Here is a 20,033-nt window from a genome sequence, read left to right on the forward strand (position 1 = left end):
TTGAGGGCTTATCCATGCCAAGAAGACGCGTAGCAGCCAAGCGCGAAGTGCTTGACGATCCAAAATACGGAAGCCAAATTCTGGCCAAGTTCATGAACCACGTGATGGAAAGCGGCAAAAAAGCCGTTGCCGAACGTATCGTTTATGGCGCGCTGGAAAAGGTTAAAGAACGCAAGAACAGCGACCCCCTGGAAATCTTCGAGAAAGCTCTCGACGCCATCGCTCCGCTGGTCGAAGTGAAGTCGCGCCGTGTAGGCGGTGCTACTTACCAGGTTCCGGTCGAAGTTCGCCCGTCCCGTCGTAACGCCCTGGCAATGCGCTGGTTGGTAGACTTCGCCCGTAAGCGCGGCGAGAAGTCTATGGCTCTGCGTTTGGCTGGCGAGCTGTTGGATGCTGCCGAAGGTAAAGGTGCTGCTGTTAAGAAGCGTGAAGACGTGCACCGTATGGCTGAAGCCAACAAGGCTTTCTCGCACTACCGCTTCTAATTTCAGCTTCACTAATTTTGCGAGGGCTTTATGGCTCGTACTACTCCGATTAGTCGCTACCGTAACATCGGTATCGTCGCTCACGTGGATGCTGGTAAAACCACCACCACCGAGCGCGTCCTTTTTTACACTGGCAAAAGTCACAAGATGGGCGAGGTGCATGACGGCGCCGCGACCACCGACTGGATGGTGCAAGAGCAGGAGCGTGGTATTACCATTACTTCTGCTGCTATTACCACCTTCTGGAAGGGCTCTGAGAAGCAATACGCGGACAATCACCGCTTTAACGTCATCGACACCCCGGGCCACGTTGACTTCACTATTGAAGTTGAGCGTTCCCTGCGTGTACTCGATGGCGCGGTAGTTGTGTTCTGTGGTACCTCAGGTGTTGAGCCGCAGTCGGAAACCGTATGGCGTCAAGCCAACAAATACGGTGTTCCGCGTCTTGTTTACGTGAACAAGATGGACCGTGCTGGCGCGAACTTCCTGCGCGTGATCGAACAGATCAAAAAGCGTCTGGGTCACACTCCGGTGCCGATCCAGCTGGCTATCGGTTCCGAAGACAACTTCCAGGGTCAGGTCGACCTGATGCGTATGGAAGCTGTGTATTGGAACGATGCGGACAAGGGTACTGTTCCTCGTCGCGAGGCTATTCCTGCGGACTTGCAGGCGCTGGCTGAAGAGTGGCGTGACAACATGGTGCAGGCTGCGGCCGAATCCAGTGACGAACTGATGAACAAGTACCTTGAAGGTGAAGAACTCACCATCGAGGAAATCAAGGCCGGTCTGCGTCAGCGTACTATCGCTGGCGAAATCGTCTTGGCTGTTTGCGGTTCTTCATTCAAGAACAAGGGTGTTCCCTTGGTTCTCGATGCTGTTATCGACTACCTGCCGGCCCCAGTCGACATTCCTGCCATCAAGGGTACTGACCCGGATGACGAGACTATCGAACTGGAGCGTCATGCAGACGACAGCGAGCCGTTCTCGGCGCTGGCGTTCAAGATCGCTACTGACCCATTCGTGGGTACTTTGACCTTCGTTCGAGTTTACTCGGGCGTGTTGAGCTCCGGCGACGGCGTGATCAACTCGGTTAAAGGCAAGAAAGAGCGCGTGGGTCGTATGGTGCAAATGCACGCAAACGCCCGTGAAGAGATCAAGGAAGTGCGCGCTGGTGACATCGCGGCCTTGATCGGCATGAAGGACGTCACCACTGGTGAGACTTTGTGCACCGCTGACAAGCCAATCATCCTGGTTCGCATGGACTTCCCGGAGCCGGTTATTTCGGTTGCCGTTGAGCCAAAGACCAAGGATGACCAGGAAAAAATGGGTGTCGCTCTGGGCAAGCTTGCTCAGGAAGATCCATCTTTCCGCGTCAAAACTGATGAAGAGACTGGTCAAACGATCATCTCTGGCATGGGCGAGTTGCACCTGGACATCCTGGTTGACCGGATGCGCCGTGAGTTCAACGTCGAAGCCAACATCGGTAAGCCTCAGGTTTCCTATCGTGAGCGCATCACGAAGAGCTGTGAGATCGAAGGCAAGTTCGTTCGTCAATCCGGTGGTCGTGGCCAGTTTGGTCATTGCTGGATTCGTTTTGCTCCGGCTGATGAAGGTCAGGAAGGTCTGCAATTCGTGAACGAAGTCGTGGGTGGTGTGGTTCCTAAGGAATACATCCCGGCGATCCAGAAGGGTATCGAAGAGCAGATGAAAAACGGCGTTGTTGCCGGTTATCCGCTGATCGGCCTGAAGGCAACCGTTTTTGATGGTTCTTACCACGACGTCGACTCCAACGAGATGGCGTTTAAGGTGGCTGCCTCTATGGCAACCAAGCAGCTGGCCCAGAAGGGCGGTGGTGAGTTGCTTGAGCCAATCATGGCGGTAGAAGTTGTTACGCCTGAAGACTATATGGGTGATGTCATGGGCGACCTTAACCGTCGTCGCGGCATGATCTTGGGTATGGAAGATACGGTTTCCGGCAAAGTGATTCGTGCTGAGGTTCCGTTGGGCGAGATGTTTGGTTACGCAACCGACGTTCGCTCCATGTCCCAGGGTCGCGCAAGCTACTCTATGGAATTCAAAAAATACAATACAGCTCCGTCGCATATCGTCGAAACTGTTACCAAAAAACAAGGCTGATTCAGTCCTTTAGGCAAGGAGTTAATTGTCGTGGCTAAAGAAAAATTTGTACGTGACCTCCCGCACGTCAACGTTGGCACTATCGGTCACGTTGACCATGGTAAAACCACGCTGACTGCAGCTCTGACTCGCGTCTGCTCCGAAATTTTCGGTTCGGCCGTTGTTGCTTTCGACAAAATCGACAGCGCTCCGGAAGAAAAGGCTCGTGGTATCACCATCAACACTGCGCACGTTGAATACAACTCGCTGGTGCGTCACTACGCTCACGTTGACTGCCCAGGTCACGCTGACTATGTGAAGAACATGATCACCGGTGCTGCCCAGATGGACGGCGCGATCCTGGTTTGCTCGGCCGCTGATGGTCCGATGCCACAGACCCGCGAACACATCCTGCTGTCCCGTCAGGTAGGCGTTCCGTACATCGTTGTCTTCCTGAACAAGGCTGACATGGTTGACGACGCTGAGCTGTTGGAACTGGTTGAGATGGAAGTGCGCGATCTGCTGAGCACTTACGACTTCCCGGGCGACGACACTCCGATCATCATCGGTTCCGCTCTGATGGCTCTGAACGGCCAAGATGACAACGAAATGGGCACCACTGCCGTTCGTAAGCTGGTTGAGACTCTGGACAGCTACATTCCAGATCCAGTTCGTGTTATCGACAAGCCGTTCCTGATGCCAATCGAAGACGTATTCTCGATCTCGGGTCGCGGTACTGTTGTGACTGGTCGTATCGAGCGCGGTATCGTTAAGGTTCAGGATTCGCTGGAAATCGTAGGTCTGCGTGACACTGTTGTCACCACCTGCACTGGCGTTGAAATGTTCCGTAAGCTGCTCGACGAAGGTCGTGCTGGCGAGAACTGCGGTGTTCTGTTGCGCGGTACCAAGCGTGACGACGTTGAGCGTGGCCAGGTTCTGGTCAAGCCAGGTTCGGTCAAGCCGCACACTACCTTCGAAGCTGAAGTGTATGTGTTGAGCAAAGAAGAAGGCGGTCGTCACACTCCGTTCTTCAAAGGCTACCGTCCACAGTTCTACTTCCGGACCACTGACGTGACCGGTAACTGCGAACTGCCGGAAGGCGTTGAAATGGTAATGCCAGGCGACAACATCAAAATGGTTGTCACCCTGATCAAAACCATCGCAATGGAAGATGGTCTGCGTTTCGCTATCCGTGAAGGCGGTCGTACCGTCGGCGCTGGCGTCGTAGCCAAAATCATCGCTTAATAAGCGATGACTTGAAAAAGCCCCCGCTTAGCGGGGGCTTTTTTATTGGGTTGACACTGTGGTGGCCCGTCTATAGAATTGCGCCTCCTTTTAACGGGCGTATTGCGTCCGGTGGGAATAGCAATCTGGAGTCTGAAATCCAATGCAAAATCAGCAAATCCGTATCAGGTTGAAGGCTTTTGACCATCGCCTGATCGACCAATCCACCCAGGAAATCGTGGAAACCGCGAAACGTACTGGTGCTCAAGTGCGTGGTCCAATTCCACTGCCTACCCGTAAAGAGCGGTTCACCGTTCTGGTCTCCCCGCACGTCAACAAAGACGCGCGTGACCAGTACGAGATCCGTACTCATAAGCGCGTACTGGACATCGTCCAGCCAACGGATAAAACCGTTGATGCACTTATGAAGCTTGATCTGGCGGCCGGTGTGGAAGTGCAGATCAGCCTCGGCTAAGACTTGGGTCTTAGTCGTGTAACGCTCTGAAATGGGCGGCCATAGCGGGTGAAAGCCCCGTACACTCATGAGGTTTACAACATGACTATTGGTGTAGTCGGTCGTAAATGCGGTATGACCCGTATTTTCACCGAAGAAGGTGTCTCCATTCCGGTTACGGTCATTGAGATCGAGCCGAATCGCGTCACCCAGTTTAAAACTGAAGAAACCGATGGCTATCGTGCAGTGCAAGTCACTGTCGGCGTGCGTCGTGCTTCGCGTGTGACTGCTGCTCAAGCAGGTCACTTCGCTAAAGCAAACGTTGCAGCTGGTCGTACTGTCATGGAGTTCCGTCTTGAAGATGGCGACTACCAGGCTGGCGATCTGATCAACGCTGAAATCTTCGCCGCTGGTCAACTGGTTGATGTAACCGGTCAGTCCAAGGGTAAAGGCTTCCAGGGTACGATCAAGCGTTGGAATTTCCGTGGCCAAGACAACACTCACGGTAACTCCGTTTCCCACCGCGTCCCGGGCTCTATTGGCCAGTGCCAGACTCCTGGTCGTGTATTCAAGGGCAAAAAAATGTCCGGTCATATGGGCGCTGAGCGCGTGACCGTGCAGTCCCTCGAAGTAGTGCGCGTCGACGCTGAACGCAATCTGTTGTTGGTCAAGGGTGCTGTTCCTGGCGCTACTGGCGGCAACCTGGTTGTACGTCCAGCGGCCAAGGCTCGCGGTTAAGGGGAAGCTGACATGCAATTAAATGTAAATGACGCTCAAGCGATCGAAGTTTCCGAACTGACATTTGGCGGCGAATTCAACGAGACGCTTGTTCACCAAGCAGTCGTGGCCTACATGGCTGGCGGCCGTCAAGGTAGCAAGCAGCAAAAGACCCGTTCCGACGTTCGTGGTGGCGGTAAGCGCCCTTGGCGTCAGAAAGGTACTGGCCGTGCTCGTGCCGGTACTATCCGTAGCCCAATCTGGCGTGGCGGCGGTACCACTTTCGCAGCTCGTCCGCAGGATCACACTCAGAAGCTCAACAAGAAGATGTATCGCGCAGCACTGCGCTCCATCCTTGCTGAACTCGTGCGTACTGATCGTCTGGTCGTGGTTCAGGACTTCGTAGTTGAAGCGCCGAAAACCAAAGATCTGCTGAACAAGCTGAATGGCATGGGTCTGACTGATGTCCTGATCGTGTCCGAAGCTGTTGATCAGAACCTGTACCTGGCTGCTCGCAACCTGCCACACGTCGATGTCCGTGACGTGCAAGGTTCCGATCCAGTTAGTCTGATCGCATACGACAAGGTGTTGATCACCGTGTCGGCCGTGAAGAAATTCGAGGAGCTGCTGGGATGAACCAGGAACGCGTATTTAAAGTTCTGCTCGGCCCGCACGTTTCCGAAAAGGCTACGGTTCTGGCTGACAAGAAAGGTCAGTTCGTTTTCAAGGTTGCTACTGACGCAACCAAGCTGGAAATCAAGAAGGCCGTCGAAAGCCTGTTCAGCGTGAAAGTAGAGCGTGTTACTACCCTGAATGTTCTGGGTAAGAGCAAGCGCACTGCTCGCGGTCTGGGCAAGCGTAATGACTGGAAGAAGGCAGTTATCTCCCTTCAACCAGGCCAAGATCTCGATTTCAGCAGCAGTGCTGAGTAAGGAAGGGGTGCATCATGGCAATCGTTAAATGCAAACCGACTTCCCCTGGCCGCCGTTTTGTGGTCAAGGTGGTCAACCAGGAGCTGCATAAAGGCGCTCCTCACGCACCGCTGCTCGAGAAGAAATCGAAGACTGGTGGTCGTAACAACAATGGTCGCATTACCACTCGTCACATCGGTGGTGGCCATAAGCAGCATTATCGTTTGGTCGATTTCCGTCGCAATGACAAAGATGGCATCTCCGCCACTGTCGAGCGTATCGAATACGATCCAAACCGTACTGCTCACATCGCTCTGCTGCTGTACGCAGATGGCGAGCGTCGCTACATTATCGCCCCTAAAGGCGTGAGTGCTGGTGACCAGCTGATCGCAGGTGCTCTGGCGCCGATCAAGCCGGGCAACGCTCTGCAACTGCGTAACATTCCAGTTGGTAGCACCGTACACGGCATCGAATTGAAGCCAGGTAAAGGCGCGCAAATCGCTCGTTCCGCTGGTGCTTCGGCTCAGTTGATCGCTCGTGAAGGTGTCTACGTGACCCTGCGTCTGCGTTCTGGTGAGATGCGTAAAGTATTGGCTGAATGCCGTGCGACCCTGGGCGAAGTCTCGAACTCCGAGCATAGCCTGCGTTCGCTGGGGAAAGCTGGTGCCAAACGCTGGCGTGGCGTTCGCCCAACCGTTCGTGGTGTTGCCATGAACCCGGTTGACCACCCACATGGTGGTGGTGAAGGTCGTACCTCTGGTGGTCGTCATCCGGTATCGCCGTGGGGCTTCCCGACTAAGGGCGCGAAGACTCGTGGTAATAAGCGTACCGACAAAATGATCGTCCGTCGTCGCAAGTAAATAGAGGGATACGACAGTGCCACGTTCTCTGAAAAAAGGTCCTTTTATTGATCTTCACCTACTGAAGAAGATCGAAGTGGCGGCGGAAAAGAACGATCGCAAACCAGTGAAAACCTGGTCGCGCCGTTCGATGATCCTGCCACAAATGGTCGGTTTGACCATTGCTGTGCATAACGGTCGTCTGCATGTCCCAGTTCTTGTGAACGAAGACATGGTCGGCCACAAACTAGGCGAGTTTGCCGCTACCCGCACTTATCGTGGGCATGTGGCAGACAAGAAAGCCAAGCGTTAAGGGGTAAGGAATGATGGAAGTAGCCGCTAAGTTGTCGGGCGCTCGAATCTCCGCCCAGAAAGCCCGCTTGGTCGCCGACCAGATCCGCGGGAAGAAGGTGGGCGAAGCGCTCAACCTGTTGGCTTTCAGCAGTAAGAAAGCCGCCGAGATCATCAAGAAAGTGCTGGAGTCGGCCGTAGCCAACGCCGAGCATAACGAAGGCGCAGACGTTGATGACCTTAAGGTCAGCACCGTTTTCGTCAACGAAGGGCGTTCGCTGAAGCGCATCATGCCTCGTGCCAAAGGCCGGGCTGATCGCATCGTCAAGCGGTCTTGCCATATCACTGTCAAGGTTGCTGACAAGTAACGGAGTCGAAGAGATGGGTCAGAAAGTACATCCCATTGGCATTCGCCTGGGAATCGTCAAGGAGCACACCTCCGTCTGGTACGCAGACGGTCGGACTTATGCGGACTATTTGTTCGCTGATCTGAAGGTGCGCGAGTATCTCCAAGACAAACTAAAAAGCGCGTCCGTAAGCCGTATCGATATCCATCGTCCGGCCCAAACTGCACGTATCACCATCCACACTGCTCGTCCAGGTATCGTTATCGGGAAGAAAGGTGAAGATGTTGAGAAACTGCGTCAGGACCTGACCAAGCAAATGGGTGTGCCTGTGCACATCAATATCGAAGAGATCCGCAAGCCGGAGCTCGACGGTATGCTGGTTGCGCAGAGCGTAGCTCAGCAGCTGGAGCGTCGTGTAATGTTCCGTCGCGCTATGAAGCGCGCTGTACAGAACGCCATGCGCATTGGTGCCAAAGGCATCAAAATCCAAGTGAGCGGTCGTCTCGGCGGTGCTGAAATCGCACGTACTGAATGGTATCGCGAAGGTCGTGTGCCACTGCACACCCTGCGTGCCGACATCGACTATGCCAACTACGAAGCTCACACCACTTATGGTGTGATCGGTGTAAAGGTTTGGATCTTCAAAGGCGAAGTAATTGGTGGTCGCCAAGAAGAGCTGAAACCACAAGCACCAGCGCCTCGTAAAAAAGCTGCTAAGTAAGGGGTACGCCAAATGTTGCAACCAAAGCGTACGAAGTTCCGCAAGCAGATGACAGGCCACAACCGTGGTCTGGCTCAGCGCGGTAGCAAAGTCAGCTTCGGCGAGTTCGCGCTGAAGTCTGTAGCTCGTGGTCGTCTCACCGCTCGTCAGATCGAGTCAGCGCGTCGTGCACTGACCCGTCACGTTAAACGTGGCGGCAAGATCTGGATCCGTGTATTCCCGGACAAGCCTGTAACCAAGAAGCCACTCGAAGTTCGGATGGGTAAAGGTAAGGGTAACGTGGAATATTGGGTTGCCCAGATTCAGCCAGGCAAAGTCCTGTATGAAATCGAGGGTGTTACTGAAGAGCTGGCGCGTGAGGCTTTCGCCCTGGCTGCTGCAAAGCTGCCGCTCGCCACCTCCTTTGTTAAACGGACGGTGATGTGATGAAAGCGAATGAACTTCGTGAAAAATCCGCACAGCAGCTGAACGAGCAACTGCTCGGCCTGCTGCGCGACCAGTTCAATCTGCGTATGCAGAAAGCAACTGGCCAGTTGGGGCAGTCTCATCTGCTCTCGCAAGTTAAGCGTGACATTGCTCGCGTGAAGACTGTGCTCAACCAGCAGGCAGGTAAGTGATCATGGCTGAAGCCGAAAAAACTGTCCGTACGCTGACTGGCCGTGTTGTCAGCGACAAGATGGACAAAACCATCACCGTTCTGATCGAGCGCCGCGTTAAGCACCCGATCTACGGTAAATACGTTAAGCGTTCGACTAAGCTGCACGCGCACGACGAAACCAATCAGTGCCACATCGGCGACAAGGTCACTATTCGTGAAACTCGTCCCCTGGCCAAGACTAAGTCTTGGGCACTGGTTGATGTTCTCGAACGCGCTGTGGAAGTCTAAGGACTAGGGGTCGGAGAAATTATATGATTCAGACTCAATCCATGCTCGATGTGGCCGATAACAGCGGCGCTCGCCGCGTTATGTGCATCAAGGTGCTGGGTGGCTCCCATCGTCGTTACGCTGGTATCGGTGACATCATCAAAGTTACCGTGAAGGAAGCAATTCCTCGCGGTAAGGTGAAAAAGGGCCAAGTGATGACTGCTGTTGTAGTCCGCACTCGTCACGGCGTACGCCGTGCAGATGGCTCCATTATCCGCTTTGATGGCAACGCTGCTGTTCTTTTGAACAACAAGCAAGAGCCGATCGGCACCCGTATCTTTGGGCCAGTGACCCGTGAACTTCGTACTGAGAAGTTCATGAAGATCGTCTCGCTCGCCCCAGAAGTGCTGTAAGGAGATCCGACATGCAAAAGATTCGTCGTGACGACGAGATCATCGTGATCGCCGGCAAAGACAAAGGTAAGCGCGGTAAGGTGCTTAAGGTTCTCGCTGATGATCGTCTGGTCATCGGTGGTTTGAACCTGGTTAAGCGTCATACCAAGCCTAACCCCGCGTCGGGCGTACAAGGCGGTATCGTCGAGAAAGAAGCGCCACTGCACGCTTCTAACGTCGCCATTTTCAACGGCGAAACCAACAAGGCTGACCGCGTTGGTTTCAAAGTAGAAGACGGCAAGAAAATTCGTGTCTTCAAGTCGACCCAAAAAGCGGTTGATGCTTGAACACTGCTAGGTAGAAGACCATGGCACGACTAAAAGAGATTTACCGGAAGGAAATCGCACCGAAACTTAAGGAAGAACTTAAGCTTTCGAATGTGATGGAAGTTCCGCGCGTTACCAAAATCACCCTGAACATGGGTCTGGGCGAAGCGATCGGCGACAAAAAAGTCATCGAGCACGCTGTTGCTGACCTGGAAAAGATCACCGGTCAAAAAGTCGTTGTGACTTACGCTCGGAAATCCATCGCTGGCTTTAAAGTCCGTGAAGGTTGGCCGATCGGCGTCAAAGTGACTCTGCGCCGTGAGCGTATGTACGAATTCCTGGATCGTCTGCTGTCGATCTCCCTGCCTCGGGTACGCGACTTCCGCGGCCTGAATGCCAAGTCCTTCGATGGTCGTGGTAACTACAGCATGGGCGTTAAAGAGCAGATCATCTTCCCGGAAATCGACTACGACAAGATCGATGCTCTCCGCGGTCTGGACATTACCCTGACCACCACTGCTCGGACGGATGATGAAGGTCGCGCACTGCTGCGCGCTTTCAAATTCCCGTTCCGCAACTGATTGGAGTAGGACCATGGCCAAGATGAGCATGAAAAACCGCGAGCTGAAACGTCAGCTCACGGTTGCCAAGTACGCCAAGAAGCGTGCAGCACTGAAAGCTATCATCGTTGATCTGAACGCAAGTCCAGAAGCGCGTTGGGAAGCTACAGTAGCCCTGCAGAAGCAGCCACGTGACGCAAGCGCTTCGCGCATGCGTAACCGCTGCCGCCTGACCGGTCGTCCACACGGCGTTTACCGCAAGTTCGGCCTCGGCCGTAACAAACTGCGTGAAGCGGCAATGCGTGGTGACGTACCAGGTCTGGTTAAAGCCAGCTGGTAAGTACTTTCGAAGTCTCGATGGTCAGAATCGCAAGATACTGACCGTCGGTGGCCTTGAATCTGAATCAAGCCCCTTTTGGGGCTTGATTCATTTCCGGGGTGTGTCTAAAATACGCGGCTCGCCTGAGCCCGTGTGTTTTATGCTCGGAGATTCTCGGCGACACGTAGTAGCCGCAAGGCTAATTTTTTTGTATTAGGAGCGTCTAGCCCATGAGTATGCAGGACCCGTTAGCGGACATGCTAACTCGAATCCGTAATGCCCAGATGGCTGAAAAGTCCGTCGTAAGCATGCCATCTTCCACGTTGAAGGTTGCTGTTGCCAAAGTCCTGAAAGACGAAGGCTACATTGCGGGTTATCAGATCAGCAGCGAAATCAAACCACTGCTGTCTATCGAGCTGAAGTACTTCGAAGGCCGTCCGGTCATCGAGGAAGTGAAGCGCGTTAGCCGTCCAGGCCTGCGTCAGTACAAGTCCGTCGAAGATCTGCCGAAAGTTCGTGGCGGTCTCGGTGTGTCTATCGTCTCCACCAATAAAGGTGTGATGACGGATCGTGCTGCGCGCGCTGCCGGTGTCGGCGGCGAAGTTCTTTGCACAGTGTTCTAAGGGGGGATAAGCATGTCACGCGTCGCTAAGAACCCCGTTAAGCTGCCAGCCGGTGTCGAAGTCAAATTCGCAGGTGGTCAGCTTTCGGTGAAGGGTGCCAAGGGCACTCTAGAACTGAACATCCATTCGTCCGTTGAGGTCGTTGAAGAAGCCGGTGAGCTGCGTTTTGCTGCTCGCAATGGCGATCAACAAACTCGCGCAATGGCCGGTACCACTCGTGCGTTGGTAAACAACATGGTCCAAGGCGTAAGCCAAGGCTTCGAGCGTAAGCTCCAGCTGGTCGGTGTTGGTTACAAAGCGCAAGCAAAAGGCACGGTTTTGAACCTGGCCCTTGGCTTCTCGCACCCAGTGGATTACGAACTGCCGGAAGGCATCACCGCTGAGACCCCTAGCCAAACCGATATCCTGATCAAGGGTATCGATAAGCAGCTGGTAGGTCAGGTGGCCGCTGAGATCCGCGACTTCCGTCCACCTGAGCCGTACAAAGGCAAAGGTGTGCGCTACGCGGACGAAGTCGTCCGTCGTAAAGAAGCCAAGAAGAAGTAGGGCATAGCAAATGACCGACAAAAAAGTTACTCGACTGCGTCGCGCTCGCAAAGCACGCCTGAAAATGCACGAACTCGAAGTCGTGCGTCTCTGCGTGTTCCGCTCGTCGCAGCACATTTACGCCCAGGTCATCTCGGCCGACGGCAACCAGGTCCTGGCAAGCGCCTCGACTTTGGATAAAGAACTGCGTGATGGCGCCACTGGCAACATCGACGCGGCCACTAAGGTTGGCCAGCTGGTCGCTACGCGTGCAAAAGCCGCTGGCGTCTCGCAGGTGGCTTTCGACCGCTCTGGCTTCAAGTATCACGGTCGCGTCAAGGCGCTGGCTGATGCTGCTCGTGAAGCTGGGCTGGAGTTCTAAGTTATGTCAAATAACGACCAAAAGCGCGACGAAGGCTACATTGAGAAGCTGGTTCAAGTTAACCGCGTAGCCAAAACCGTTAAAGGCGGCCGTATCTTCACTTTCACCGCGTTGACCGTGGTTGGTGATGGTAAAGGGCGCGTTGGCTTCGGCCGTGGCAAGTCACGTGAAGTGCCTGCTGCGATCCAGAAGGCAATGGAAGCTGCTCGTCGCAACATGATCCAAGTTGATCTGAACGGCACCACGCTGCAGTACGCAATGAAGTCCGCTCATGGTGCTTCGAAGGTGTACATGCAGCCTGCTTCTGAAGGTACTGGTATCATCGCTGGCGGCGCTATGCGTGCTGTCCTCGAAGTTGCCGGCGTTCAGAACGTTCTGGCCAAGTGCTACGGCTCGACTAACCCGGTAAACGTGGTTCACGCTACGTTCAAGGGTTTGAAAGCAATGCAGTCTCCTGAATCTATTGCCGCCAAGCGTGGCAAAAGCGTCAAGGAGATCTTCTGATCATGGCTACCGTTAAAGTAACGCTGATCAAAAGCATGACCGGTCGCATCCCTAACCACAAATTGTGTGTTAAGGGTTTGGGTCTGCGTCGCATCGGTCACACTGTAGAAGTACTTGATACTCCCGAGAATCGCGGGATGATCAACAAGGCTTACTACATGCTGCGTGTCGAGGGTTAATCGATGAAACTCAATGATCTGAGTCCAGCGCCGGGTTCCCGTCGTGAAAAGCATCGTCCGGGCCGTGGTATCGGTAGTGGTTTGGGCAAGACCGGTGGCCGTGGCCACAAAGGTCAGTCCTCCCGCTCCGGTGGCACTATTGCTCCAGGCTTTGAAGGCGGTCAACAGCCGCTGCATCGTCGCCTGCCGAAATTCGGTTTCGTTTCCCTGAAAGCCATGGATCGCGCAGAAGTGCGTCTGTCCGAGCTGGCCAAAGTGGAAGGCGACATCGTTACCGTGCAGACCCTGAAAGATGCCAACGTGATCAACGTCAACGTACAGCGTGTGAAAATCATGCTGTCCGGTGAAGTGACTCGCGCTGTCACTATCGGCAAGGGAATCGGCGCCACCAAAGGTGCGCGTTCGGCTATCGAAGCAGCTGGCGGCAAGTTCGAGGAATAAATGGCTAAGCAAGGTGCTCTCTCAGCGCTCGGCAAAGGCGGTATGTCTGAACTTTGGGCTCGTCTGCGTTTTCTGTTCCTGGCGATTATCGTCTACCGAATAGGCGCACACATCCCGGTTCCAGGTATCAATCCGGACCGACTCGCAGACCTGTTTCGACAGAATGAGGGGACCATTCTTAGCTTGTTCAACATGTTTTCCGGCGGCGCGCTGGAACGGATGAGCATCTTTGCACTGGGGATCATGCCGTACATCTCGGCATCGATCATCATGCAGCTGATGACCGCCGTCAGCCCGCAGCTGGAGCAGTTGAAGAAGGAAGGTGAAGCTGGCCGTCGCAAGATTAGCCAGTACACCCGCTACGGCACTGTCATTCTCGCCTTGGTCCAAGCTATCGGCATGTCCGTTGGCCTGGCCGGGCAGGGTGTTGCGTTCACTGGTGACTTTGGCTTCCATTTCGTTGCGGTATCCACATTTGTGGCTGGTGCGATGTTCATGATGTGGCTGGGTGAGCAGATTACTGAGCGCGGTGTTGGTAACGGTATCTCGATGTTGATTTTCGCAGGTATCGTCGCCGGTCTTCCGAGAGCAATTGGGCAGTCTTTCGAGTCTGCGCGTCAGGGTGATATCAATATCTTCGCCCTGGTTGCCATCGGTTTGCTGGCAGTAGCGATTATCGGTTTTGTGGTGTTCATTGAGCGTGGTCAGCGTCGTATTGCTGTTCACTACGCCAAGCGTCAGCAGGGCCGCAAGGTTTTTGCTGCGCAGACCAGCCACTTGCCGCTGAAAGTGAATATGGCCGGGGTAATTCCTGCTATCTTCGCGAGCAGCATTTTGCTGTTTCCGGCTTCGTTGGGTGCCTGGTTTGGTCAGTCTGAAGGTATGGGCTGGTTGCAGGACATCTCGCAGTCGATCGCTCCTGGTCAGCCGTTGAATATTCTGCTGTTTAGTGCAGGGATTATTTTCTTCTGCTTCTTCTATACGGCGTTGATGTTCAATCCGAAAGACGTAGCGGAAAACCTGAAGAAGTCCGGTGCCTTTATTCCGGGCATCCGTCCAGGTGAGCAGTCTGCGCGCTACATTGATGGCGTTCTGACTCGCTTGACCATGTTCGGTGCTCTATATATGACGGCCGTGTGTCTGCTGCCCCAGTTCCTGGTGGTTGCGGCAAACGTTCCGTTCTACCTTGGGGGGACCTCGTTGCTGATCGTGGTCGTGGTTGTGATGGACTTCATGTCTCAAGTACAATCGCACCTCGTTTCGCACCAGTACGAATCCCTGATGAAGAAAGCCAACCTGAAGGGTTACGGCAGCGGCATGTTGCGCTGAGTACCCATAAGGTTCGAGGAGTTGGTGATGAAAGTTCGTGCATCGGTGAAAAAGCTGTGCCGTAACTGCAAAATTATTCGCCGCGAAGGTGTTGTTCGAGTAATTTGCAGCGCGGAACCGCGTCACAAACAGCGCCAAGGCTGAGTGTGATCCGCTTGAAGCCCGGCAGCTAGTGCGCTGCCGGGTTGATTATTTGTTATTACAGCGATATTATCTCGCGCCCTATTTCTTGGCTTCCGGGGCGTAGGTAGCTGTCAATTGGAGTCCCACTGAATGGCCCGTATTGCAGGCGTTAACATTCCAGATAACAAGCACACTGTTATCTCGCTGACCTACATCTATGGTGTTGGTCGCACTACTGCGCAGAAAATTTGCGCAGTGACTGGGGTAAACCCAGCCGCAAAGATCAAAGATCTGAGCGACGAGCAGATTGAACAGCTGCGTGGCGAAGTGGCGAAGTTCACCACTGAAGGTGACCTGCGTCGCGAAATCAACATGAAAATCAAGCGTTTGATGGACCTCGGTTGCTATCGCGGTCTGCGTCATCGTCGTGGTCTTCCAGTACGCGGTCAGCGTACCAAGACTAACGCGCGTACCCGTAAAGGTCCGCGTAAGCCGATCCGCAAGTAATCGCCCCAGCGAATCGACAGGAAATTAATCATGGCAAAACCTGCTGCTCGTCCTCGTAAAAAAGTTAAAAAGACAGTGGTTGATGGCATCGCCCACATCCATGCTTCTTTTAACAACACCATCGTGACCATTACCGACCGTCAGGGTAACGCGCTTTCTTGGGCTACCTCCGGTGGTTCGGGTTTCCGCGGTTCTCGCAAGTCCACCCCGTTCGCTGCTCAAGTAGCTGCTGAACGTGCTGGTCAAGCTGCGCTGGAATATGGCCTGAAAAACCTCGACGTTAACGTCAAAGGTCCAGGTCCAGGTCGTGAGTCTGCTGTCCGTGCATTGAACGGCTGTGGCTATAAGATCGCCAGCATCACCGACGTGACGCCAATCCCGCACAACGGGTGCCGTCCGCCGAAGAAGCGCCGCGTGTAATCCAGGAGATTGTAAAGAATGGCTCGTTACATTGGTCCAAAATGCAAACTCGCTCGTCGCGAAGGCACCGATCTCTTTCTGAAGAGCGGCGTGCGCGCGATCGAATCGAAGTGCAACATTGAAGCAGCACCTGGTATCCACGGCCAACGCCGCGGTCGCCAGTCCGATTACGGCACCCAACTGCGTGAAAAGCAGAAGGTCCGTCGTATCTACGGCGTTCTCGAGCGTCAATTCAGCGGCTACTACAAAGAAGCTGCTGGCAAGAAAGGTGCAACCGGTGAAAACCTGCTGCAACTGCTCGAATGCCGTCTGGACAACGTTGTATACCGTATGGGCTTTGGTTCGACTCGTGCCGAATCCCGTCAGCTGGTATCGCACAAATCCGTCAGCGTAAACGGCCAAACCGTTAACGTCCCGTCCTACCAGATTCGTGCTGGTGACGTGGTCGCGATTCGCGAGAAAGCAAAAAACCAACTTCGCATTGTCCAAGCTCTCGATCTGTGTGCCCAACGTGGCCGCGTAGAATGGGTAGAAGTAGACACTGAGAAGAAGTCGGGCGTTTTCAAGAACGTTCCTGCTCGCAGTGATCTGTCCGCCGACATCAACGAAAGCCTGATTGTCGAGCTCTACTCCAAGTAAGGGCTAGAAAATAGGTGCATCCATGCAGATTTCGGTAAATGAGTTCCTGACACCCCGTCACATTGATGTGCAGGTTGTCAGTCCAACCCGCGCCAAGATCACTCTCGAGCCTCTCGAGCGTGGTTTTGGCCACACCCTGGGCAACGCGCTGCGCCGCATCCTGTTGTCCTCAATGCCCGGCTGTGCAGTAGTCGAGGCCGAGATTGACGGTGTGCTCCACGAGTACAGCGCCATCGAAGGTGTACAGGAAGACGTAATTGAAATCCTGTTGAACCTTAAAGGTCTGGCTATCAAGCTGCATGGCCGTGACGAAGTTACGCTGACCTTGTCGAAGAAGGGTTCGGGGGTGGTTACCGCTGCCGATATTCAGCTGGATCATGATGTCGAGATCGTTAATCCCGATCACGTAATCGCTAACCTGGCGTCTAACGGCGCCCTGAACATGAAGCTCACCGTAGCTCGTGGTCGTGGTTATGAACCGGCCGACTCGCGTCAGAGCGATGAAGACGAAAGCCGCAGCATTGGTCGCTTGCAGCTTGACTCTTCGTTCAGCCCGGTTCGCCGTATCGCATACGTGGTGGAAAACGCCCGTGTCGAGCAGCGTACTAACCTGGACAAGCTGGTTATTGATCTGGAAACCAACGGTACTCTAGATCCTGAAGAGGCTATCCGCCGCGCTGCAACCATTCTGCAACAGCAGTTGGCTGCGTTCGTCGACCTCAAAGGTGATAGTGAGCCAGTGGTAATCGAGCAAGAAGACGAGATCGATCCGATCCTGCTTCGCCCGGTTGACGATCTGGAACTGACTGTACGTTCGGCTAACTGCCTTAAGGCGGAAAACATTTACTACATCGGCGACCTGATTCAGCGTACCGAAGTAGAACTGTTGAAGACTCCGAACCTGGGCAAGAAATCCTTGACTGAAATCAAGGACGTTCTGGCCTCCCGCGGTCTGTCCCTCGGCATGCGCCTCGACAACTGGCCGCCTGCAAGTCTTAAGAAGGACGACAAGGCGACTGCCTGATCGTCGTAATCACCGAACGTGAGTTTGGTAAGGAATGAACCATGCGTCATCGTAAAAGTGGTCGTCACCTGAGCCGTACCAGCTCGCACCGCAAGGCCATGTTTCAAAACATGGCGGTGTCGCTGTTTGAGCACGAGCTGATCAAAACTACACTGCCGAAAGCTAAAGAACTGCGTCGCGTTGCTGAGCCGCTGATCACTTTGGCCAAGACAGACAGCCTGGCTAACCGCCGTTTGGTTTTCGACCGTACTCGTTCGAAAGTTATCGTTGGTAAGCTCTTCAACGACCTGGGCAAGCGTTATGCTACCCGTGAGGGTGGCTACCTGCGCATCCTCAAGTGCGGTTTCCGCTCTGGTGACAACGCGCCTATGGCGTACGTTGAGCTGATCGATCGTCCAGTTGGCGGTGAAGCTGTATCCGCTGAGTAAGACGTCAGTCTGTAACGAAGAACCGGGCCTAGGGCCCGGTTTTTTGTGCCTGGAAAAAAGGCGTCTATATTTTTGAGTCACTGCCACCTCCACAATCAAGGCAATAGCTATGTGCACTGACGGATCGTTAGTTATTTTCTATCAAATACCATAATTTAATGAATTTGATGGTGTCACCCTGATGGTCAATACTCCCTCCCAGCCGATTAGCCGGCAGTTCCAAGACTGACCTGAGGAAGATTGAGCATGAGCCAGACTAAAGTCCTTACCACCGCCAGCGGCGCGCCCGTTGCGGACAATCAGAATTCCCGTTCCGCAGGCCCCCGTGGCCCGCTGCTGCTCGACGACTTTCACCTGATCGAGAAGCTTGCGCACTTCAACCGTGAAAACATCCCGGAGCGTCGCGTACACGCCAAAGGCTCGGGTGCCTACGGTACCTTCACCGTCACTCAAGACATTACGCAGTACTCCAGCGCCAAGCTGTTCGAGTCTGTGGGTAAACAAACGCCGACCTTTCTGCGCTTCTCCACCGTTGGCGGCGAACGCGGTTCGGCTGACACCGAGCGCGACCCGCGTGGTTTCGCCTTGAAGTTCTACACCGAAGAAGGCAACTGGGACATCGTCGGCAACAACACTCCGGTGTTCTTCATCCGTGATCCATTGAAATTCCCTGACTTTATCCACACTCAAAAACGTCTGCCGCAAAGCAATTTGAAGAGTGGGCAGATGATGTGGGACTTCTGGTCCCACTCCCCTGAGGCGCTGCACCAGGTCACCATCCTGTTTTCGGACCGAGGCATCCCGGACGGCTACCGTCACATGCACGGCTTCGGCAGCCACACCTATAGCCTCATCAGCGCCACGGGTGAACGGCACTGGGTGAAGTGGCACTACAAGACCAAACAGGGCATCAAGAACCTCGCGCCTGCTGACGCAGCACGGCTGGCCGGTACCGATCCTGATTACGCCCAACGCGACCTGTTCGGAGCTATTGAGCGCGGTGATTTCCCGAAATGGCGCGTCTGCATCCAGATCATGACCGAAGCTCAGGCGAATACTCACTATGAGAACCCCTTCGACGTGACCAAGACTTGGTCGCAAAAAGAGTTCCCTCTGATCGAAGTGGGTGAGCTGGAGCTGAATCGTAACCCGCAGAACTACTTTGCTGAAGTGGAGCAGGCCGCGTTTGGTCCAAGCAATATGGTCCCAGGTGTAGGCCTGTCGCCAGACCGTATGCTGCAAGGCCGTGTGTTCGCTTACGCTGATGCTCACCGCTACCGTATCGGCACCAATCACCAGCACCTGCCGGTGAATGCACCACGCAGTCCGGTCAACAGCTACCAACGAGACGGTTCAATGGCGTTCGGTAGCAACGGCGGCGCGGCTCCCAACTACGAGCCAAACAGCTACGCCGACGCGCCGAAGCAAGCTGCGCAGTTCGCCGAGCCTGCCCTGGCCCTGAGCGGTGCGGCTGACCGTTACGATCACCGTGAAGACACTGACTACTATAGCCACGCTGGTGCGCTGTTCCGCCTGATGAACGATGAGCAGAAAACTCTGCTGATCAACAACATCGCCGGGGCTATGGCTGGAGTTTCCAGCGATGTAGTCCAGCGCCAATTGCAGCATTTCTTCAGGGCAGACTCTGCTTATGCAGAAGGTGTCGCATCTGCACTGGGTGTATCGCTTAACTAACTCTAAGTGATAAGCAGAACCGCCCTCATTTGGGCGGTTTTTGCGTTATTTCAGCTGATTTTCTCTGAATATCATCGCTTTTCTGCCGTTGGTCCCGTGACCTGCAGGTCATCATGGTTCAAACTACAGTCTTTCAAGCAGGGAGATGTAGGGCGATGCAAGGTCACCCCGACGTAATCGATTACCTCAACACGTTGCTGACGGGCGAACTGGCAGCTCGTGACCAATATTTCGTTCACTCGCGGATGTACGAAGACTGGGGCTTTACTGAGCTCTACGAACGTATCAACCACGAAATGGAAGAAGAGGCACAGCACGCCGACGCGCTAATGCGCCGCATCCTGATGCTCGAAGGCACGCCACGTATGCGTCCCGACGATCTGGATGCCGGCACCACGGTGCCTGACATGCTCGCCAGCGACTTGCGCCTTGAGTACAAGGTCCGTGCTGCACTGTGCAAGGGCATTGAGCTCTGCGAGCAGCACAGCGACTATGTCACCCGGGAAATCCTGCGGGTGCAGTTGAATGACACTGAAGAAGATCACACTTACTGGCTTGAGAAACAGTTGGGTCTGATCAAGTTGATCGGTCTGGAAAACTACCTGCAATCGCAGTTCTGATTCCGCCGGCATCAAAAAAGCCCCTGTC

33 protein-coding genes are annotated in these 20,033 nt (G+C 54.3%); all 33 read left to right on the forward strand.

Annotated features, from left to right (window positions below; all coding sequences use genetic code 11):
* The first annotated feature begins 14 nt into the window (after nt 1-14).
* The 33 genes from rpsG to bfr all read left to right on the forward strand — a co-directional run bounded on the left by rpsG (nt 15) and on the right by bfr (nt 20,005).
* Nucleotides 15-485: a 30S ribosomal protein S7 gene (gene rpsG / locus FQ182_RS21280; RefSeq protein ID WP_002555493.1), complete on the forward strand. Its 471-nt coding sequence runs from the start codon at nt 15-17 to the stop codon at nt 483-485.
* Nucleotides 486-515: 30 nt separating this feature from the next.
* Nucleotides 516-2,621: an elongation factor G gene (gene fusA, locus FQ182_RS21285; protein WP_149413631.1), complete on the forward strand. Its 2,106-nt coding sequence runs from the start codon at nt 516-518 to the stop codon at nt 2,619-2,621.
* 30 nt (nt 2,622-2,651) lie between these two features.
* Entirely contained in the window at nt 2,652-3,845 is a 1,194-nt protein-coding gene (gene tuf / locus FQ182_RS21290; protein ID WP_133103481.1) for an elongation factor Tu, read from the forward strand.
* A gap of 142 nt (nt 3,846-3,987) precedes the next feature.
* A complete protein-coding gene (gene rpsJ, locus FQ182_RS21295) occupies nt 3,988-4,299 on the forward strand; it encodes a 30S ribosomal protein S10 (protein WP_003186070.1) in 312 nt (103 codons plus the stop codon).
* An 81-nt stretch (nt 4,300-4,380) separates the two neighbouring features.
* Complete coding sequence (gene rplC, locus FQ182_RS21300) at nt 4,381-5,016, forward strand: 50S ribosomal protein L3 (RefSeq protein WP_133103480.1); 636 nt, start codon at nt 4,381-4,383, stop codon at nt 5,014-5,016.
* Between the two features lie 12 nt (nt 5,017-5,028).
* A complete protein-coding gene (gene rplD, locus FQ182_RS21305) occupies nt 5,029-5,631 on the forward strand; it encodes a 50S ribosomal protein L4 (protein ID WP_149413630.1) in 603 nt (200 codons plus the stop codon).
* Complete coding sequence (gene rplW, locus FQ182_RS21310) at nt 5,628-5,927, forward strand: 50S ribosomal protein L23 (protein WP_002555488.1); 300 nt, start codon at nt 5,628-5,630, stop codon at nt 5,925-5,927. The genes rplD and rplW overlap by 4 nt, the downstream gene beginning before the upstream one ends.
* A 14-nt stretch (nt 5,928-5,941) precedes the next feature.
* The gene (rplB, locus tag FQ182_RS21315; RefSeq protein WP_003176423.1) at nt 5,942-6,766 is read left to right on the forward strand and encodes a 50S ribosomal protein L2; all 825 of its coding nucleotides are present in this window, start codon (nt 5,942-5,944) and stop codon (nt 6,764-6,766) included.
* A gap of 16 nt (nt 6,767-6,782) precedes the next feature.
* On the forward strand, nt 6,783-7,058 hold the full coding sequence (gene rpsS, locus FQ182_RS21320; RefSeq protein ID WP_133103478.1) for a 30S ribosomal protein S19: 276 nt from the start codon (nt 6,783-6,785) through the stop codon (nt 7,056-7,058).
* A gap of 13 nt (nt 7,059-7,071) precedes the next feature.
* Nucleotides 7,072-7,404: a 50S ribosomal protein L22 gene (gene rplV / locus FQ182_RS21325; RefSeq protein ID WP_003210077.1), complete on the forward strand. Its 333-nt coding sequence runs from the start codon at nt 7,072-7,074 to the stop codon at nt 7,402-7,404.
* 13 nt (nt 7,405-7,417) lie between these two features.
* Nucleotides 7,418-8,104 carry a 30S ribosomal protein S3 gene (gene rpsC / locus FQ182_RS21330; protein ID WP_003176422.1) on the forward strand — a complete coding sequence of 229 codons (687 nt, stop codon included), beginning with the start codon at nt 7,418-7,420 and terminating at the stop codon, nt 8,102-8,104.
* Between the two features lie 12 nt (nt 8,105-8,116).
* Nucleotides 8,117-8,530: a 50S ribosomal protein L16 gene (gene rplP / locus FQ182_RS21335; RefSeq protein WP_133103477.1), complete on the forward strand. Its 414-nt coding sequence runs from the start codon at nt 8,117-8,119 to the stop codon at nt 8,528-8,530.
* Nucleotides 8,530-8,721 (forward strand): 50S ribosomal protein L29, encoded by a 192-nt coding sequence (gene rpmC, locus FQ182_RS21340; protein WP_002555481.1) that lies wholly within the window; start codon nt 8,530-8,532, stop codon nt 8,719-8,721. The genes rplP and rpmC overlap by 1 nt, the downstream gene beginning before the upstream one ends.
* Before the next feature lie 2 nt (nt 8,722-8,723).
* Nucleotides 8,724-8,990, forward strand: a complete 267-nt coding sequence (rpsQ, locus tag FQ182_RS21345) for a 30S ribosomal protein S17 (RefSeq protein WP_003176419.1) — start codon at nt 8,724-8,726, stop codon at nt 8,988-8,990.
* A gap of 23 nt (nt 8,991-9,013) precedes the next feature.
* Nucleotides 9,014-9,382 carry a 50S ribosomal protein L14 gene (gene rplN, locus FQ182_RS21350; RefSeq protein ID WP_002555479.1) on the forward strand — a complete coding sequence of 123 codons (369 nt, stop codon included), beginning with the start codon at nt 9,014-9,016 and terminating at the stop codon, nt 9,380-9,382.
* An 11-nt stretch (nt 9,383-9,393) separates the two neighbouring features.
* Nucleotides 9,394-9,708, forward strand: a complete 315-nt coding sequence (rplX, locus tag FQ182_RS21355) for a 50S ribosomal protein L24 (RefSeq protein WP_029299388.1) — start codon at nt 9,394-9,396, stop codon at nt 9,706-9,708.
* A gap of 20 nt (nt 9,709-9,728) precedes the next feature.
* Nucleotides 9,729-10,268: a 50S ribosomal protein L5 gene (gene rplE, locus FQ182_RS21360; RefSeq protein ID WP_003186044.1), complete on the forward strand. Its 540-nt coding sequence runs from the start codon at nt 9,729-9,731 to the stop codon at nt 10,266-10,268.
* Nucleotides 10,269-10,281: 13 nt separating this feature from the next.
* Nucleotides 10,282-10,587: a 30S ribosomal protein S14 gene (rpsN, locus tag FQ182_RS21365; protein WP_003176414.1), complete on the forward strand. Its 306-nt coding sequence runs from the start codon at nt 10,282-10,284 to the stop codon at nt 10,585-10,587.
* 209 nt (nt 10,588-10,796) lie between these two features.
* Nucleotides 10,797-11,189: a 30S ribosomal protein S8 gene (gene rpsH, locus FQ182_RS21370; RefSeq protein WP_017848802.1), complete on the forward strand. Its 393-nt coding sequence runs from the start codon at nt 10,797-10,799 to the stop codon at nt 11,187-11,189.
* A 12-nt stretch (nt 11,190-11,201) separates the two neighbouring features.
* Nucleotides 11,202-11,735, forward strand: a complete 534-nt coding sequence (rplF, locus tag FQ182_RS21375) for a 50S ribosomal protein L6 (RefSeq protein ID WP_010174584.1) — start codon at nt 11,202-11,204, stop codon at nt 11,733-11,735.
* A gap of 10 nt (nt 11,736-11,745) precedes the next feature.
* Nucleotides 11,746-12,096 carry a 50S ribosomal protein L18 gene (gene rplR, locus FQ182_RS21380; protein WP_122486025.1) on the forward strand — a complete coding sequence of 117 codons (351 nt, stop codon included), beginning with the start codon at nt 11,746-11,748 and terminating at the stop codon, nt 12,094-12,096.
* 3 nt (nt 12,097-12,099) lie between these two features.
* Nucleotides 12,100-12,600: a 30S ribosomal protein S5 gene (rpsE, locus tag FQ182_RS21385; protein WP_003186035.1), complete on the forward strand. Its 501-nt coding sequence runs from the start codon at nt 12,100-12,102 to the stop codon at nt 12,598-12,600.
* Nucleotides 12,601-12,602: 2 nt separating this feature from the next.
* Nucleotides 12,603-12,779: a 50S ribosomal protein L30 gene (gene rpmD / locus FQ182_RS21390; protein WP_003186033.1), complete on the forward strand. Its 177-nt coding sequence runs from the start codon at nt 12,603-12,605 to the stop codon at nt 12,777-12,779.
* A gap of 3 nt (nt 12,780-12,782) precedes the next feature.
* Complete coding sequence (rplO, locus tag FQ182_RS21395; protein ID WP_003210066.1) at nt 12,783-13,220, forward strand: 50S ribosomal protein L15; 438 nt, start codon at nt 12,783-12,785, stop codon at nt 13,218-13,220.
* Nucleotides 13,221-14,549, forward strand: a complete 1,329-nt coding sequence (gene secY, locus FQ182_RS21400; protein WP_003210064.1) for a preprotein translocase subunit SecY — start codon at nt 13,221-13,223, stop codon at nt 14,547-14,549.
* Between the two features lie 27 nt (nt 14,550-14,576).
* On the forward strand, nt 14,577-14,693 hold the full coding sequence (gene rpmJ / locus FQ182_RS21405) for a 50S ribosomal protein L36 (RefSeq protein WP_002555468.1): 117 nt from the start codon (nt 14,577-14,579) through the stop codon (nt 14,691-14,693).
* Nucleotides 14,694-14,822: 129 nt separating this feature from the next.
* Nucleotides 14,823-15,179 (forward strand): 30S ribosomal protein S13, encoded by a 357-nt coding sequence (rpsM, locus tag FQ182_RS21410; RefSeq protein ID WP_003186020.1) that lies wholly within the window; start codon nt 14,823-14,825, stop codon nt 15,177-15,179.
* Nucleotides 15,180-15,209: 30 nt separating this feature from the next.
* Nucleotides 15,210-15,599 (forward strand): 30S ribosomal protein S11, encoded by a 390-nt coding sequence (gene rpsK, locus FQ182_RS21415; RefSeq protein WP_002555466.1) that lies wholly within the window; start codon nt 15,210-15,212, stop codon nt 15,597-15,599.
* A gap of 18 nt (nt 15,600-15,617) precedes the next feature.
* Nucleotides 15,618-16,238 (forward strand): 30S ribosomal protein S4, encoded by a 621-nt coding sequence (gene rpsD / locus FQ182_RS21420; protein WP_133103474.1) that lies wholly within the window; start codon nt 15,618-15,620, stop codon nt 16,236-16,238.
* 22 nt (nt 16,239-16,260) lie between these two features.
* Entirely contained in the window at nt 16,261-17,262 is a 1,002-nt protein-coding gene (rpoA, locus tag FQ182_RS21425; RefSeq protein WP_003176403.1) for a DNA-directed RNA polymerase subunit alpha, read from the forward strand.
* 41 nt (nt 17,263-17,303) lie between these two features.
* Nucleotides 17,304-17,690: a 50S ribosomal protein L17 gene (gene rplQ, locus FQ182_RS21430; protein WP_133103473.1), complete on the forward strand. Its 387-nt coding sequence runs from the start codon at nt 17,304-17,306 to the stop codon at nt 17,688-17,690.
* A 246-nt stretch (nt 17,691-17,936) separates the two neighbouring features.
* Nucleotides 17,937-19,385: a catalase gene (locus FQ182_RS21435; protein ID WP_149413629.1), complete on the forward strand. Its 1,449-nt coding sequence runs from the start codon at nt 17,937-17,939 to the stop codon at nt 19,383-19,385.
* 155 nt (nt 19,386-19,540) lie between these two features.
* A complete protein-coding gene (gene bfr, locus FQ182_RS21440; protein ID WP_149413628.1) occupies nt 19,541-20,005 on the forward strand; it encodes a bacterioferritin in 465 nt (154 codons plus the stop codon).
* Nucleotides 20,006-20,033: the final 28 nt, after the last annotated feature.

It is taken from the genome of Pseudomonas sp. ANT_H4, assembly GCF_008369295.1.
Lineage (GTDB): Bacteria > Pseudomonadota > Gammaproteobacteria > Pseudomonadales > Pseudomonadaceae > Aquipseudomonas.